The 12,832-nt window shown below is 52.6% G+C and carries 20 protein-coding genes; 11 read left to right on the forward strand and 9 right to left on the reverse strand.

All coding sequences use genetic code 11. The features are described 5' to 3' along the window. Window positions 1–196 precede the first annotated feature (196 nt). Entirely contained in the window at window positions 197–943 is a 747-nt protein-coding gene (locus PEL01S_RS30725) for a DUF1266 domain-containing protein (protein ID WP_127462937.1), read from the reverse strand. Between the two features lie 193 nt (window positions 944–1,136). Here PEL01S_RS30725 and PEL01S_RS30730 point away from each other — a divergent pair, with 193 nt between their 5' ends. Together PEL01S_RS30730 and PEL01S_RS30735 are read left to right on the forward strand one after the other, a co-directional pair. Next, window positions 1,137–2,000, forward strand: a complete 864-nt coding sequence (locus PEL01S_RS30730) for a helix-turn-helix transcriptional regulator (RefSeq protein WP_127462938.1) — start codon at window positions 1,137–1,139, stop codon at window positions 1,998–2,000. A 76-nt stretch (window positions 2,001–2,076) separates the two neighbouring features. Then, window positions 2,077–2,598, forward strand: a complete 522-nt coding sequence (locus PEL01S_RS30735) for an ankyrin repeat domain-containing protein (RefSeq protein WP_127462939.1) — start codon at window positions 2,077–2,079, stop codon at window positions 2,596–2,598. Between the two features lie 57 nt (window positions 2,599–2,655). Here PEL01S_RS30735 and PEL01S_RS30740 read toward each other — a convergent pair whose 3' ends face one another. Further along, window positions 2,656–3,108, reverse strand: a complete 453-nt coding sequence (locus tag PEL01S_RS30740) for a macro domain-containing protein (RefSeq protein WP_127462940.1) — start codon at window positions 3,106–3,108, stop codon at window positions 2,656–2,658. 120 nt (window positions 3,109–3,228) lie between these two features. On the opposite strand from PEL01S_RS30740, the gene PEL01S_RS30745 reads away from it, so the two are divergent. Together PEL01S_RS30745 and PEL01S_RS30750 are read left to right on the forward strand one after the other, a co-directional pair. After that, a complete protein-coding gene (locus PEL01S_RS30745; RefSeq protein WP_127462941.1) occupies window positions 3,229–3,735 on the forward strand; it encodes a hypothetical protein in 507 nt (168 codons plus the stop codon). A gap of 71 nt (window positions 3,736–3,806) precedes the next feature. Continuing rightward, window positions 3,807–4,622, forward strand: a complete 816-nt coding sequence (locus PEL01S_RS30750) for a GNAT family N-acetyltransferase (RefSeq protein ID WP_127462942.1) — start codon at window positions 3,807–3,809, stop codon at window positions 4,620–4,622. Window positions 4,623–4,639: 17 nt separating this feature from the next. Here the strand turns inward: PEL01S_RS30750 and PEL01S_RS30755 are convergent, their stop codons facing one another. Then, complete coding sequence (locus PEL01S_RS30755; RefSeq protein WP_063186992.1) at window positions 4,640–5,494, reverse strand: LysR family transcriptional regulator; 855 nt, start codon at window positions 5,492–5,494, stop codon at window positions 4,640–4,642. Window positions 5,495–5,625: 131 nt separating this feature from the next. On the opposite strand from PEL01S_RS30755, the gene PEL01S_RS30760 reads away from it, so the two are divergent. Next, a complete protein-coding gene (locus tag PEL01S_RS30760; protein ID WP_127462943.1) occupies window positions 5,626–5,967 on the forward strand; it encodes a DMT family transporter in 342 nt (113 codons plus the stop codon). Continuing rightward, window positions 5,967–6,281, forward strand: coding sequence for a DMT family transporter (locus PEL01S_RS30765; protein ID WP_127462944.1), 315 nt, complete (start codon window positions 5,967–5,969; stop codon window positions 6,279–6,281). Before PEL01S_RS30760 ends, PEL01S_RS30765 begins: the two co-directional genes overlap by 1 nt. A gap of 56 nt (window positions 6,282–6,337) precedes the next feature. On the opposite strand, the gene PEL01S_RS30770 is transcribed toward PEL01S_RS30765, so the two are convergent. The 5 genes from PEL01S_RS30770 to PEL01S_RS30790 all read right to left on the reverse strand — a co-directional run bounded on the left by PEL01S_RS30770 (window position 6,338) and on the right by PEL01S_RS30790 (window position 8,768). After that, window positions 6,338–6,787 (reverse strand): hypothetical protein, encoded by a 450-nt coding sequence (locus PEL01S_RS30770; RefSeq protein ID WP_127462945.1) that lies wholly within the window; start codon window positions 6,785–6,787, stop codon window positions 6,338–6,340. 9 nt (window positions 6,788–6,796) lie between these two features. Beyond that, complete coding sequence (locus PEL01S_RS30775) at window positions 6,797–7,033, reverse strand: DUF6953 family protein (protein ID WP_063186984.1); 237 nt, start codon at window positions 7,031–7,033, stop codon at window positions 6,797–6,799. Beyond that, window positions 7,030–7,818: a HEAT repeat domain-containing protein gene (locus tag PEL01S_RS30780; RefSeq protein WP_127462946.1), complete on the reverse strand. Its 789-nt coding sequence runs from the start codon at window positions 7,816–7,818 to the stop codon at window positions 7,030–7,032. The genes PEL01S_RS30775 and PEL01S_RS30780 overlap by 4 nt, the downstream gene beginning before the upstream one ends. A gap of 129 nt (window positions 7,819–7,947) precedes the next feature. Continuing rightward, complete coding sequence (locus PEL01S_RS30785; RefSeq protein WP_010494654.1) at window positions 7,948–8,376, reverse strand: universal stress protein; 429 nt, start codon at window positions 8,374–8,376, stop codon at window positions 7,948–7,950. Window positions 8,377–8,513: 137 nt separating this feature from the next. Then, window positions 8,514–8,768: a hypothetical protein gene (locus PEL01S_RS30790; protein WP_010494652.1), complete on the reverse strand. Its 255-nt coding sequence runs from the start codon at window positions 8,766–8,768 to the stop codon at window positions 8,514–8,516. 152 nt (window positions 8,769–8,920) lie between these two features. Here PEL01S_RS30790 and PEL01S_RS30795 point away from each other — a divergent pair, with 152 nt between their 5' ends. From PEL01S_RS30795 to PEL01S_RS30815, 5 genes are all read left to right on the forward strand, one after another. Continuing rightward, a complete protein-coding gene (locus tag PEL01S_RS30795; protein WP_239551261.1) occupies window positions 8,921–9,544 on the forward strand; it encodes an SMI1/KNR4 family protein in 624 nt (207 codons plus the stop codon). Between the two features lie 122 nt (window positions 9,545–9,666). Next, entirely contained in the window at window positions 9,667–10,053 is a 387-nt protein-coding gene (gene imm48 / locus PEL01S_RS30800; protein WP_127462947.1) for an Imm48 family immunity protein, read from the forward strand. 14 nt (window positions 10,054–10,067) lie between these two features. After that, the gene (locus tag PEL01S_RS30805; protein ID WP_127462948.1) at window positions 10,068–10,694 is read left to right on the forward strand and encodes a DUF3267 domain-containing protein; all 627 of its coding nucleotides are present in this window, start codon (window positions 10,068–10,070) and stop codon (window positions 10,692–10,694) included. 21 nt (window positions 10,695–10,715) lie between these two features. Next, a complete protein-coding gene (locus tag PEL01S_RS34840) occupies window positions 10,716–11,132 on the forward strand; it encodes a bacteriocin immunity protein (RefSeq protein ID WP_127462949.1) in 417 nt (138 codons plus the stop codon). Between the two features lie 108 nt (window positions 11,133–11,240). Then, a complete protein-coding gene (locus PEL01S_RS30815) occupies window positions 11,241–11,606 on the forward strand; it encodes a phosphotransferase enzyme family protein (RefSeq protein ID WP_127462950.1) in 366 nt (121 codons plus the stop codon). 155 nt (window positions 11,607–11,761) lie between these two features. On the opposite strand, the gene PEL01S_RS30820 is transcribed toward PEL01S_RS30815, so the two are convergent. After that, entirely contained in the window at window positions 11,762–12,805 is a 1,044-nt protein-coding gene (locus PEL01S_RS30820; RefSeq protein ID WP_127462951.1) for a zinc-binding dehydrogenase, read from the reverse strand. Between the last annotated feature and the right edge of the window lie 27 nt (window positions 12,806–12,832).

The following is a 12,832-nucleotide window of genomic DNA, read 5'->3' on the forward strand; positions in this document are numbered from 1 at the left end:
TCAACATGCAAGCATTTACCTCATTTGGTGATTTTATCACAATTATAGCACATATGTTCGCATTCGTACACAAGAGATACTGATTCATCTCCCCCTTATCGAAGAGGGAGTCTTCTCAGCCTTAACGATAAAAAAGCCCACCGCTGAAGTCGCGTTTCGACTCAACGCCAGGGCCGGCAGGCACGTAACTATGATCTTAAGCGCTCAGCCTAAACGGAAATTCGTTCCAGACGCTACCAGGGTCTTCGAACAGCTCTCTTTTGGCCTCCCATACCGTATCGTAAATGCTTCCTTCGTAAGCAATCGCCCTGCCGAAAGCAAACGAGATATAGTAATATTTCCAGTCCAGAAACGTTTTGCTGGCTTTCTTAGCCGCCTCCTCAATATACTCCCATGCCTCTTCCTCCGTAATGTAATCCAAGGCGTAGCTCCATCTTGCAATATTGATCGCGCGATCGTAATCCCACGCAGCAATCGTTTCAATTGCGTTGAAGTCTTCGTCGGTAAACTTCAGCTTGCTTTTGATGACCTGCTTCGCTTCTTCATAACACGACTTGGATTTGCCAAGCTCCTCTTCCACAATCGGCTCGCCGGATTTCAAAGCTGCATAGACTTCGTTATATCTTATTCGATGCCCTTCATTTATCAACCATTCCAATATATCGATGGCATCTTCTCTGCCGGAGATTCCCCAAGCGGACGCCAGACCTTGCTTTAATTCCTCGCGATCCGATTTGATCTCAAGAACCCGCGTCGATTCTCTCCGGTATAGGGCAAGGATCGCGCCGTAAGCAAGCAATCGCCGCTTGTCTTTGGGCAGCTCGTATTTGGTCTCCAGCTCTTTTCTTTCCTTATTCATTTTGGCGGTTAGGCGGCTGCTCCACAGCAGTAATGCGCCTACGGCCGCGATGATGCACACTATGATGATCAATACAATCTTCATATTTTTTACAACACCTTTTCTGAAAAGTTTTTTCCGTGCAGTCCAATCTCATCGAGATACGTCATCTCATGGTACATATATCGGACGCAAACTTTTCCATTTTTATGTAAATTTTCACACACTTTTGGAGCAGGAGATGGTATGCATGGCCCAGAAAACATAAGGAACGCAGCTTTTATGAAAGGTGAATACGATGACTTTGATCCCCAATCGCCCCCGGAATTCCCTTCCGATCCTGGATGCCAGAAGCGGCCATTATTTCTGGAAGGGCCAAGGCGCATTATCCATAAAAACGTTCCGAAACGGAAGGGCCGTCTACGAGGCGGGCCACGGACACTTCGCGGTCGGCGAGGGCAGCTATCTGCTGTTAAATCACGGTCAGGAGTACTCGATTACGATTGAAGCACAGGCCCCCGTAGAATCCTTCTGCATCTTTTTTCCGGAGCACATGACCGAAGAGATCTACCGCAGCCTGATCACACCGGAGGAGAAGCTGCTCGACGACCCGCTGTCCTTGAAGCCGGGGCCCGTCGATTTTGTTGAAAAGACTTACGGCAACGACGAGTGGCTCACTCCGGCATTATTGAAACTAAAGGCGGAATATGGGAACAAGCTGGGGGATGATGTCTGGTTGGATGAACAATTGCACGATTTGGCGCAGAGGCTTTTGCAGGTCCATCGTCAGGTTCATCGGGAGATGCTGAAGCTGCCGTCGCGGAAAGCGTCGACACGGGAGGAATTGTTCAGAAGGGTCAGTATCGGACACGATTATATGACCGCTTACTATGCCAAGCCCATCACCTTGGAAGAGATTGCAGGAGCGGCATGCTTATCGCCAAATCATTTTCTTAGGTGCTACAAGCAGTTATTCGGTCAGTCTCCCCATCAATATTTGACCGAACTCCGACTTCGGGAAGCAAAAAGACTTCTTCTGCGAACCGATACGTCGATAACGGACATTTGCTTGAACGTCGGATTTCACAGTCCAAGCTCGTTCAGCGGCTTATTTGCCAAGCGATTTGGCGCCTCTCCCTCCCGGTTCCGTCAAAAAAAGTGATTTTCAAGAAGCGCATGCGGCAAGAGATATGATAAGTTAAGAACAGGACGGATCTGCAGAAATGGAGGACAATTGAATGGAGCTTATTCCAAGCATTGACGACGTGTTTCAAGCGGCACAATCGGGGGATGCCTCGCGGCTGCAAGACATGCTGGAGGCCGATCCGAGCCTCACCCATACGGAAAACGGCGACGGCCTGACTCCCGTAGGGTTTGCGGCGCATTTCGGCAATAAAGCCGCCGTACAGGTGCTGCTGGACTATAGTGCGGATGTGAATGCCGTGTCGCATTCCAAAATTTCTTACATTCCTTCGAATACCGCGCTGCATGCCGCAATTGCGGGGGAACGGAACCCGGAAGTCATCCGGCTGCTTTTGACCCGCGGTGCCCGGACGAATATCTTCGACAGCAACGGCCACACTTGCCTGCATACGGCGGTATTTCACCACGATAACACAGAACTCGTTCGCTTGCTCATGGAGCATGGTGCCTACGTCAACGCGAAGGCGGAAGGCGGAGATACGCCCTTGGCGCTCGCCGTCAAGCAAGGGAACGAGCGCGTTGCGGAGCTGCTGCGCCGGCATGGGGCCCGGCTCTAACGGAAGTAAAAAAAGGAGCGCTTGTGCGATAAGCACCGCTCCTTCCCCTTTGAACGCTTATTGGATTTGATAAAGCGTTACTTCATAATCGTCGAATGTTTCTTCCAGAATTTTCCCTACAATCTCCCAAGACCCGTTGGCTAACCCGCAGCCGATCCCATAGGGGAGCGCCACCGTTAAAGCGTGCTCTTTCGCATAGTTTTTTAACGAGAGCAGGGCCTCTTTCAGTGCGGCATAATCCGTATACACTTTCTTCGATCGGCCATAGGTCAATTGACCGAAGATGTTCGCGACGAGCTTCCCTTGCACGTCGACAAGCTGAAGAGTTCCGAGAAGCTCCTCCGGAGTCTTATCTTTGCAATAATCGAGGTAGGATGTATACAGGTTCGGATATTTCGTTTTTAATAATTTGGCTACTCCCGAGCCCATTACGGCTTGGCAATTGACTTGGTGGCCAACGATGTCTTCCTTAGCCTCGAGCAAATCCCCCGCAATGATTGTTACTGCCACGCAAACCCTCTCCTTCGGTTGAATACTTTGCAGCCTCATCGACCGCGTTCCAAGATTAATAAGAAACTCCATCCGGACGATATAATACTAACATAACTTTTCATGGGGTGAGGAGCTACCGTGGGAATTTTTGATTTGTTTCGAAAGAAGCAGAAGCCGCAGACTCAAGAGAATGAGCTTATCCAATCCATCCGTCACGCGATCGAAATTATGGAACATGCCGATTCGGAAAGCCCCGAGGAAATCATCGAAAAGATCGCTCAGTACACCAAGGACGAGCGTTTGGCATGGGAGCTGTACTGCTTAATCCCATCGGTCTATTGCCGGATGATCGTCAAAGAGGTTCAATATTCGAACGAGATGATCATGATTTTCCCTGACGACACGCAGCAGCAATCCTTGCTTTCGAACAATCAAGTCTATAAACTTATTCAAAACGTAGTGGCGGACAAGTTCAGCGGAGAGATCGACAACAAGAAAATTCAAAACATCCTATTCCAAAGCTCGGAATTTAACGCCATTAATAATGCATTAAACGACGGCAGCGCCCTGGAAGATCTGATGACCGGACCATTGGTCGTGTTCGCGCCAGAGAAGCAGTCATCGCTTAGCAGCATGAACTCATAGGTAAAAAATGGTACAATGGGGTTAACTCCCCCAGCTCTCCCCGGGCAAATGCTTAACAAGGAGGAATTCCAATGACGACAGAGCTTAAACAGCTGGCCCATCTCGTTCGGGCGAATTTTATAACCAGATCCACCTGCTTGGCGAAAGATTCCGGTGAGATGAATGTCCGCAAAACGGCGGATTTTATTCGCGTAGATTGTGGACTGCCGTCCGATACGTTCAATAATTCGGTATGGCTTAAGGAGCAGGTGAAGCCGTCGGACACCGGTCTGATCGAAGAAACCGTTGAATACTTCAACAAGAAGCAGTACCCTATGGCGCTGTGGTCATGGGAAGATCGCAATAGCTGCACGTTTGAAACGTTAAGAAATCTGGGACTGAACGAAGCGGAGATCAATATCGCCATGTATGCCGACCTGGACGCGCTGCAGCCGGATACGAATTGCCCAGAGGAACTGAAGCTGAAGGAGGTAGCGTCTGCCCGGGACATCGAACAATACGCAGACGTGCTGGCTTCTTTATTCGGCGAATCGCCAGAAGCCGCTAACGTTCGGTTATACTTTAATAAGCCGTCCGCTGCACAGCTGCTGAACCATTCCGTCATGAAGCTGTTCATCGGAACGGTACAGGATGACGTCGTTTCTACGGGCTGTCTCATTTTCGCACCCGATAGCGTCGGCATCTACGACATTGCCACGAGGCAGGAATGCCGGGGAAAAGGCTTCGGGTCCGCCATGTTTAACTTCCTGCTTGCGGAAGCCCGGAAGCGCCGCACCGGACGGTGCGTACTCCAAGCTTCGCCGGACGGTATTAATATTTATAAGCGATCGGGCTTTGAGCCGGTCTGCGAAGTAACGGTTTATGAAAACCGGCACCTGTTTGAGTAAAAGCAGAGGAAGGGCGGTTACAGCCCGTTCACCTTTACCATCTCCACGAAAGCGGCACAAGCTTTGCTCGAAAATCCATCGTTGCGGCGGACGAAGCTTGTTGTCGTATAGCGGAACGCTTCCGGAACCGGGTAGCTTCCCAGCTCCTCGAACTCGCCGGATAGCACGGATTGGGGCAGCAGCGTAGCGGCAAGCCCGGAACGCACGCAGCTCAGAAGCGTTTCCAGCGAGCTCACTTCCAGCATATTGGCCAAAGGAATTCCTTCGCTGCGAAGCCACGCTTCCAGAACCGCCCGGAACGGACAGCCCTTCGGAGAAACGGCCCATTTCGTATGGGCCAGATCCGGGTATGCCTCCCCGGTTGTCCGGGTCAGCAGCCGGAGCTCGTCTTTTGCCGTATGCTCGAAAACGAGCTTGGACGAGTCGCTCTCGCCGGTAACGAACGTTCCGTCGAGCTGATGATTCAGCAGTTTGGCAAGCAAATCCGCGGAAGTTCCCGTCATGATCGAGAGAGAGACGCCGGGATACCGGGTTTGAAAATCCGCCAGAGCCTTCATTAAATTACGGCAATTCACGGTTTCCACCACCCCAATCGCCAGCGGGCCGCTCGGATAATCCGTCTCCCGCACCGCCCTCACCGCTTCCTCGGACAAATTCAAGATCGTTAGGGCATAGTCGCGAAAGGCGCTTCCTTTTTCCGTCAGGACAACGCCTTTCGGATGCCGATGAAATAACGGGACCCCCAGCTCCGACTCCAGCTTCCGGATTCTCGCGGTCACATTCGATTGAACATAGCCCAGCCGTTCTGCGGCGCGGGATATGCTGCCCTCCTCGGCAATGACCGCAAACATTTTAAGATCCGTCAATTCCATCAGACACCCCTCCGTTCCAGATATCAAAAATAATGATACCTTTATCAATATTGATCATTATACGATATGCCCCTATTGAATTACAATGACATCAAGCGTTTCTAAGCTAGCAAGGAGGAGAAAACCAAGGTATGAACAAAGCATGGTGGCTGTTACTATTGGCCGGGGCAACGGAGGTCGTCTGGGTCACAGGCCTAAAGCATTCGACGGCGTGGTGGGAATGGGTGCTCACCCTCGTATTTATTTTATTTAGCTTCAAAGCCTTTCTGGATTCGGCCGCCAAATTACCGATCGGTACGGTGTATGTGATGTTTACGGGGCTCGGCACGGCCGGTACGGTCATGACCGAAATTGCGCTCTTCGGGGAACCGGCTCATCCGCTCAAGCTCGTGCTCATCGCTGCGCTGGCCGCCGGCGTTCTGGGGCTTAAGCTCGTTACAAAGGATGCCGAGGGCAAAGGCGGTGAGGCGTGATGGCATGGACTGCTCTGCTGGCCGCCGGACTGTGCGAGGTCATCGGCGTTGTTGCCCTTAAACGCGTGACGGAGCATCGCCATTGGACCTCGTACTTGTTCCTCATCGTCACGCTTGGAACAAGCTTCTCGTTATTGTCGCTCGCTATGCATCACATCCCGATGGGCACCGCCTACGCGATATGGACCGGCATCGGAACCGCAGGAAGCACGCTGCTCGGGATGTTCGCCTTCGGCGAGCCGAAGGAATGGAGGCGGATCTTGTTCATCGGCCTGATCCTCGCGTCAGCCATCGGACTTAAACTGATTTCATAGAAAAAAGAGGGCTGCTTCTCTTGGCGGGAGCTGCCCTCCTATCGACTTTCCGTAGCTTAAGCCTTTTTTGTCAAGATCGCATGCCCCTGCCGGTCATGTTCCACGGAACAATAATTATCCTCCGTCTCGGTAAGCCGTAACGGAACGTGTAAGCTCCGTATCCCTTCCCAACTTAAAATTTCGACCATATGCTTCAAGTGAAGGTTCTTTTCTTCGTTGAAAATATCGAGATATTCCATTAGGTACGCCTTGCTTTCCTGAGGATCGATCCGAACGGCAAAATGGTACATCATCGGCTCCCGGTGCCTGACGCCCATCCAGGCCATGTCCGCTTCCGCAAACCGGTTGTAGATCCCCACGGCTTCGTCGTGGGTGAAGCGCCTCGGCTGATCTGCAGACAGCGCCACGCCGTCCGAAACGAAGTAGTAGCTTTCCTGTTCAGTTAAATACGCGATAAGCTTCTTCTCGATCTCTCCGTCTTTTTTGAACCTGTGAGGCAGTAACATACGCCCCTCCTACGTCCAGCCCCAGAAGAAAGCGTCCCGGTCCCAGGCTACCCTTCCCTTGTGCAGCTTCTTGAACACCTTCTTCACTTCCTTATCGATGGACGCGTTCCCGTTCTCGTTGACATAAATAAACGCCTCGCCAAAATGAGCGGAAATATGCCGCACGGCATCGCTTTGATAAAGAATGCCCGCGGACTTCACCTCATTCAACATCCATTCCGCAACCTCGTTGGCGGTAAAACTCATTCCTCATCTCCCCTTCCTTTGAATCGCAGCCATTCCTCCGCGCTCGCAGCCTTCACATGAGGGTTAGGATGCTCCATCAGCTCCCGCAAAATCTCTTCGATTTCGGGACCCCGAAACTTGGAGATCACTGCAACAAACTCGGCCAGAATGTCCGGATTGGACGAATCCTTCAAGTACAACAACGGCCGAAAGTCCTTGATACGGCGGTCGTGATCGATCTTCAGCCTCCAGATGGACCTCAGTATCGACGGGATCTCTTTTTCCTTAGCTTGTCTTAGTTGGGACAGCAGCTCCTCGTACTTTCTCAAAATCTGCTTGTTGTCGTTCACTTCACCGCCGCGCAGGCACCCGGGACAAAGGCACCTCTTGGTTCCTTTCGCTTTCGGATAAAAGCGCCAGCCGATCGTCTGGGACAGCTTTTTGGTTCGCAAGATTTCGTTCTTGAGGATTTTTCTCGGCACGATTATCTGGAAGCCCATCCGGTCTTCCCGCTCCAAAAAAGCCTTTACGGCCTGCGCTGCGCTTCCCCGCCGGTGCTTCTGGTAATAATCACCGAAAAAGACGGCCTCCTCATCGCTCAGTTTAAAATACACGGCGGTCATATTCTTTTTGTTAAACCGTCTCAGCTCCCGGAGCCATTGATGCGACGCGTAAAAATCGTGAATCAACGGCATGCAGAAGACGCCGTCCCCGACCCCGTCCACATGCACTTCGCTCGGCTTGATGCCGTTGCGAACGATATTCGCGATCGATTGCTCCGGCGTTAAATGTACAAATACGGGCATAAGTCACCTTTCGCTTTATAATCTCCTCCGCAGGGTCTGCTTCCCAAATTATATCATATTGTACTGAAGCAAGCCGCCGCGGGAAATAAAAAAAAGCACCCGTTAAGGTGCTTTCCTTCCCCGCTGCCGTTACTTGATCACGAGCACCGGAACTTTCGAGTGCTGAACGACATTGTGGCTGACGCTGCCAAGGACAAACTCGCGAATGCCGCTTAGTCCCCGGCTTCCCATAATAATAAGGTCGACGCCGTTTTCTTCCGCATACTCCAGAATCGTAACGGCTGGCTGACCTTGCTGCAGCACGTGCTTCACTCCGGACACGCCGGCAGTTACCTCTTCCGCTTCTTTCAATACGGACCGGGCAAACTCTTCATAATCCTGATCCAGGTTGGCCGGAACGGTGACGAAGGCGGATCCATAAGCAAGAACCGGAGATTGATATACATGGATGACGATTAATTCCGCCGAATCTTCCTGAGTAATAGCGACCGCTTTCTGAAGAGCTTTAACGGATAGCTCGGAACCGTCAAAAGCAACTAGCACTTTTTGGAATGGCATAATTGGAAACCTCCCCGCAGATCGTTTACACTTTTATGGTAACGTCTATCCGGGGCTAAAGATATGATCTAAATCACACCCTGCCGGAACCGGGCCACGGACAAGCCCCAATCCCCCAGGACAAGGGAGCGATCCGACTAGCAAAAACATCTCCGAAAAGGCCGGTCGATTAGTACGATGGCCAACAGGTCAAACAAGACGAGCGGAAGGATAAACGGAAGAAACGAAACGGTAGCCTTATTGCGGTTGTTCGAGCCCGTCTGCAGGTAAACGCGGTTCCCGTCTACTTTGACGATCCGCCCTTCGTACGAGGCTCCGCTGATTGTCATGATTCGCACCCGTTTGTTAATATATTTCTTACAGGTATGGTAATGTTCGTGAATGGCTGACATAGCACACCATCCTTTCTTGTTGGACATGGTATATTCTATGTATTTCTACGAACAAAAGTGCGGGCTAGTCTGGTAGAAACCTCGCCAATTTCGTAAACTAGTAATCATGCGCGGTTCCGGAATGGAACTGAAAAAAGGAGCTCAAGCATACGATGATAGAAAAAATTTCTTGGACCAAAGAGCAGCTGGAGCCGTATTTCTCCAGAGCCGTCGATATAGCCTTTATGCATGTGCAAGAAAAAGTGCCGCAGGAGATGCGGGACGGAGAAGTCGACGAGGAAGGCTGGGTGAAATGGAAGCCTCTGGACTCGACCATCGGCGAAGACGAGATCCGGGCGGTTGAGAGCGAATATTCAATACAATTTCCACCGCTTTTTAATTACGTGTCTCTGCAATTCGATAATGTGGAAGTAGACGGAGAATACATAGGCGATTGCCGGTTTATAGAGTTGCCTTCGCTGTCTTCGGAAGAAAGACTCCAGCCCTTGGATTTTTTAATCAATGCCTGGGAACCGCTGCTGTCGGCAGGCTATGTGCCTTTTGCCGAGTGCGAAGACAGCCAGGGTCCGGTATGCTTCGATACGATGCGGAGACAAGAAGACGGAGATTGTCCCGTCGTATGGTTCTTGCACGATCATTTGCACGAGTTAGGTGAAGAGGCGTCGAGGAATAGAGACCATCTCGCGCCTTACGTCAGACCGATCTTCGGTTCGTTCAAGGAAATGATAACCGTCTTGTGCAGCCGGGAGGCCGCAGCGAAAGACACGGAGGAGTAGTCCGGCACGAATTTTCATACCGTTTTTGCTTCCTTTTTCCGTCTTATTACGTATATACCAGAGGATGGAACGCTATCGCCGACCCCCTCTGAAAAATTTGCCGGCAGGAAAGGATGCACCCCATGGAACAACTCACTGAAATTACGGAATTCGCGGACAGGCTGTTCGATCTGATCGAGATTCCGTTTACCGAGACGACCGAGCTCGAACGGCAGTTGATCGCCGCTTTCAGCTTCGGCGCCGTGATGGCGGTTGCGGTCCGGGATGACCTGGATCAGCCGCAGACACATGCGCTGACAATCGCGATGCTGATGCGCACATTTCAATACAGCGAGCATCAAGCCGCCGCTTTCGCCCACGATCTGATCCAAGCGACGGACCGGGACCATCATCCGACGATGAACGCCATCATTCATCGGGGCATCAACGGGCACTACGAGTACGTGAATGAAGAAATGGAAGATTTACGTCAAAATCTGCTTGATATTCTAGACTTGTTGAGCGAGTGAAATGAGTGAAATCGATGAAAATACGGAACCGATTTCCGAAAACCGACAAACAAAAGCATACGGAGTTCATCCGTGACGGCTGGGCTTTGCTGAAGGAACCCAAATCCCCCATGCGCGCTCTAGTCCTGTCCGTTCCTTTCATGATCATCAATCTCATCGTGACCCTTGGGATCGTAAATATGTTTTCGGCTGCCCCTCTCCGAAATTATTTACCTGAATCGATATCGTTCACGATCGACTTGAAGAGTATATTGGGAGTTATATCGCTGCTCTTGATTCATGAGCTGCTGCACTTAATCCTGATCCCGAATTTTATCGCGTCGAAGAGCACGTATGTCGGCATCACCTTGTTCGGGGGATTTGTGTATACGGAAGAACAAGTAACCAAAACGAGATATATCGTCATTACGCTATTGCCCTTTATTGTCATATCCATCATACTTCCGGCCCTGCTGGCCCTATTGGGGGCGCTCTCCCCTTTCATCCTCTTTTTGATCGTATTAAACGCGCTGTCGTCTTCTTTGGATATCTTGAATTGGATTCTGATCTGGATTCAAGTCCCTTCCAAAGCGGTCATTGTATGCAACGGAACGAAGACCTATTGGAAATCGACTGCAAGGCAAACATCTTCTCATATCTAAATCGCTTAGGACGTGAACGAAATGGAGCAAACGTTGTCTTACGAGAAAATTTTCGAATTGGTGCAGGAAATACAGAACGCCCATGATGCCGGGGAGCCGTACGAAGAAAAGCTGAAGCTGCTTAAGGCTAATGTCACCTATCCCGATGTCGAAGAGCTGCTGCTGCATACCGACCAAGGCGCCGAGTTTGTCGCCAGAAGACTGTTCCATCACCGTTCCGTCCTGCCAGGCGACTTGAGTCGAGAAGAGCTGATTGAGCTCGTGGAACAAGTGATGCAGTGCTCGGGTGAAGAGTGGGAAATGGACATTTGGCTGGACATGATTACGAGTTCGGTCGCGGACCCGAGCATCAGCGATTATATTTTTTGGAGCGACGAAGACCTGTCGGCCGAGGAGATTGTAGACAAGGCGCTGGCCTATAAGCCGATCCTTCTGTAGAATAATTGACCCCTCAATGGGGCCAGCGCCTCATTCAACCTGCACAATGGTTCGTACACCAGCCTTCCCAAGCGGTTTTGCGGCGAATTTAGTTATAGTCAAAAAGTCATGCCGGCTGCGGAAGAAGCCTACGGTCTGATTCATTACGATTTTCAGACGGATAACGTCTTTTGGCAGGAAAAATCCGGGCAGCTGAGCGTCATCGACTTCGATGATTCCATGTACCATTGGTTCGCTATGGATATTGCGGCGGCGCTTGCGGATCAATTGGAAGACGAGAGCCCGGAAGGCGAGGCGCAGCTTCAGGCTTTTGTGCGCGGGTACCGCTCCGTCAGACCGTTGGATGAGGCTATGGTCCAGGCCTTTCCGCGGTTTCGGAGATTCGCCGAGCTGTACAGCTTCGCCAGACTGCTTGCTTCGCTGGAAAACAGCGAGCTGAAGGAGGCCCGGCCCCTGAGTGGTTGGACGGGTTGAAGACCGAGCTACAGCAGTACTGCGACGAAATGCGGCAGAGCTTTGCGAAGCCGTGGTAAATGCTAGACCGATGAAATGAAGCTTGAAGCGAGGCCGGAATTTCCCGCTAGGGGGAATTCCGGCTTTGCTTGTTTGGGTAAGGGTCCGCCCCTTGCTCAAAGAGCGGTGCCGCCTGGAATAACGAGCACCTTGCCGTGAGCGCCGGAATCCAGCGCCCGGTAGGCGTCGGCTACCTGATCCAGCGCAAACCGCCCGGCAACGCCGCTGGTCAAAGGACGCTTTACGGCTAGCTTCACCGCATCCGCGATGAGTCCGGCCATGTCACTCGGACCCTCGACCCCGCCAGGGCCATACTTGGTCACGAAGACGGAGCCCGCCGTCATGAGCTCCTTCATATCGACGGACGGCAGATCACCGGACAGCTGTCCATAGTTGATCAGGCAGCCCCGGCGCGCCAGCAGACGTAGGCTGAGCTTGTACGTCTCCGTCCCGACGGGATCGAAGACGGCGGCAGCCCCGCGACCGCCGGTAAAGGCACGCACGGCGGCCTGCACGCCTTCGGCGGAACGGTCAACGGCAAGAGCGGCACCGGCCGCCCGCACCGCTTCCAGCCGTTCACCGCCGCTGGCGATACCGATCACTTCGACGCCGCGCTCGGCCAGCGTAGCGACGAGCAAGCGGCCTACGGCACCGGCCGCGCCCCATACGACAGCGGCCGAGCCTTCGCCGAGCGGCCAGTGGCGGGCGAGACCGCCAGCGGTCAGCCCTGCGTGAGCCAGGCTGGCGCCGTCCTCGAACGTAAGCGGGTCTGGCAGGGGGACCAGCATGGCCGCTTGCGCGATGACGGCAGTCGCGCAGGACCCGGGCACGCCGGTCCAGCATACCCGCGTGCCTACGGGGACCGAGACCTCCGGGCCGACGGCCAGAACGACCCCGGCGCCTTCCACACCGACGCCGTAGGGAAACGGAAACCGGATGGGATACGTACCGGACCGTACCAAAGACTCCACGTGGTTCAGGCCGACGGCCTCCACCCGCACAAGCGCCTCGCCGGATTTTAAAGGGGCCAGCTCTTCTTCCGCAACCTCGATGACCTCCGGTCCGCCGGCACGCCGCGCCCGAGCGACCCGCCGCGTCGTGACGGCTTCCCCGGAGCGAATCTCCTCGGAACCAAGTCCGTGTAGCCGATCGCTATTCATTATCGAATCCTCTCCTCGCAGACTGAC

Source organism: Paenibacillus elgii NBRC 100335 (assembly GCF_004000865.1).
Taxonomy (GTDB): Bacteria; Bacillota; Bacilli; order Paenibacillales; family NBRC-103111; genus Paenibacillus_G; species Paenibacillus_G elgii.

Coding starts and splice junctions, on each gene's coding strand:
- PEL01S_RS30725 (WP_127462937.1), bottom strand. CDS start 943: ATGAAGATTGTATTGATCATCATAGTGTGCATCATCGCGGCCGTAGGC.
- PEL01S_RS30730 (WP_127462938.1), top strand. CDS start 1,137: ATGACTTTGATCCCCAATCGCCCCCGGAATTCCCTTCCGATCCTGGAT.
- PEL01S_RS30735 (WP_127462939.1), top strand. CDS start 2,077: ATGGAGCTTATTCCAAGCATTGACGACGTGTTTCAAGCGGCACAATCG.
- PEL01S_RS30750 (WP_127462942.1), top strand. CDS start 3,807: ATGACGACAGAGCTTAAACAGCTGGCCCATCTCGTTCGGGCGAATTTT.
- PEL01S_RS30755 (WP_063186992.1), bottom strand. CDS start 5,494: ATGGAATTGACGGATCTTAAAATGTTTGCGGTCATTGCCGAGGAGGGC.
- PEL01S_RS30760 (WP_127462943.1), top strand. CDS start 5,626: ATGAACAAAGCATGGTGGCTGTTACTATTGGCCGGGGCAACGGAGGTC.
- PEL01S_RS30765 (WP_127462944.1), top strand. CDS start 5,967: ATGGCATGGACTGCTCTGCTGGCCGCCGGACTGTGCGAGGTCATCGGC.
- PEL01S_RS30770 (WP_127462945.1), bottom strand. CDS start 6,787: ATGTTACTGCCTCACAGGTTCAAAAAAGACGGAGAGATCGAGAAGAAG.
- PEL01S_RS30775 (WP_063186984.1), bottom strand. CDS start 7,033: ATGAGTTTTACCGCCAACGAGGTTGCGGAATGGATGTTGAATGAGGTG.
- PEL01S_RS30780 (WP_127462946.1), bottom strand. CDS start 7,818: ATGCCCGTATTTGTACATTTAACGCCGGAGCAATCGATCGCGAATATC.
- PEL01S_RS30785 (WP_010494654.1), bottom strand. CDS start 8,376: ATGCCATTCCAAAAAGTGCTAGTTGCTTTTGACGGTTCCGAGCTATCC.
- PEL01S_RS30790 (WP_010494652.1), bottom strand. CDS start 8,768: ATGTCAGCCATTCACGAACATTACCATACCTGTAAGAAATATATTAAC.
- PEL01S_RS30795 (WP_239551261.1), top strand. CDS start 8,921: ATGATAGAAAAAATTTCTTGGACCAAAGAGCAGCTGGAGCCGTATTTC.
- imm48 (WP_127462947.1), top strand. CDS start 9,667: ATGGAACAACTCACTGAAATTACGGAATTCGCGGACAGGCTGTTCGAT.
- PEL01S_RS30805 (WP_127462948.1), top strand. CDS start 10,068: ATGAAAATACGGAACCGATTTCCGAAAACCGACAAACAAAAGCATACG.
- PEL01S_RS34840 (WP_127462949.1), top strand. CDS start 10,716: ATGGAGCAAACGTTGTCTTACGAGAAAATTTTCGAATTGGTGCAGGAA.
- PEL01S_RS30815 (WP_127462950.1), top strand. CDS start 11,241: ATGCCGGCTGCGGAAGAAGCCTACGGTCTGATTCATTACGATTTTCAG.
- PEL01S_RS30820 (WP_127462951.1), bottom strand. CDS start 12,805: ATGAATAGCGATCGGCTACACGGACTTGGTTCCGAGGAGATTCGCTCC.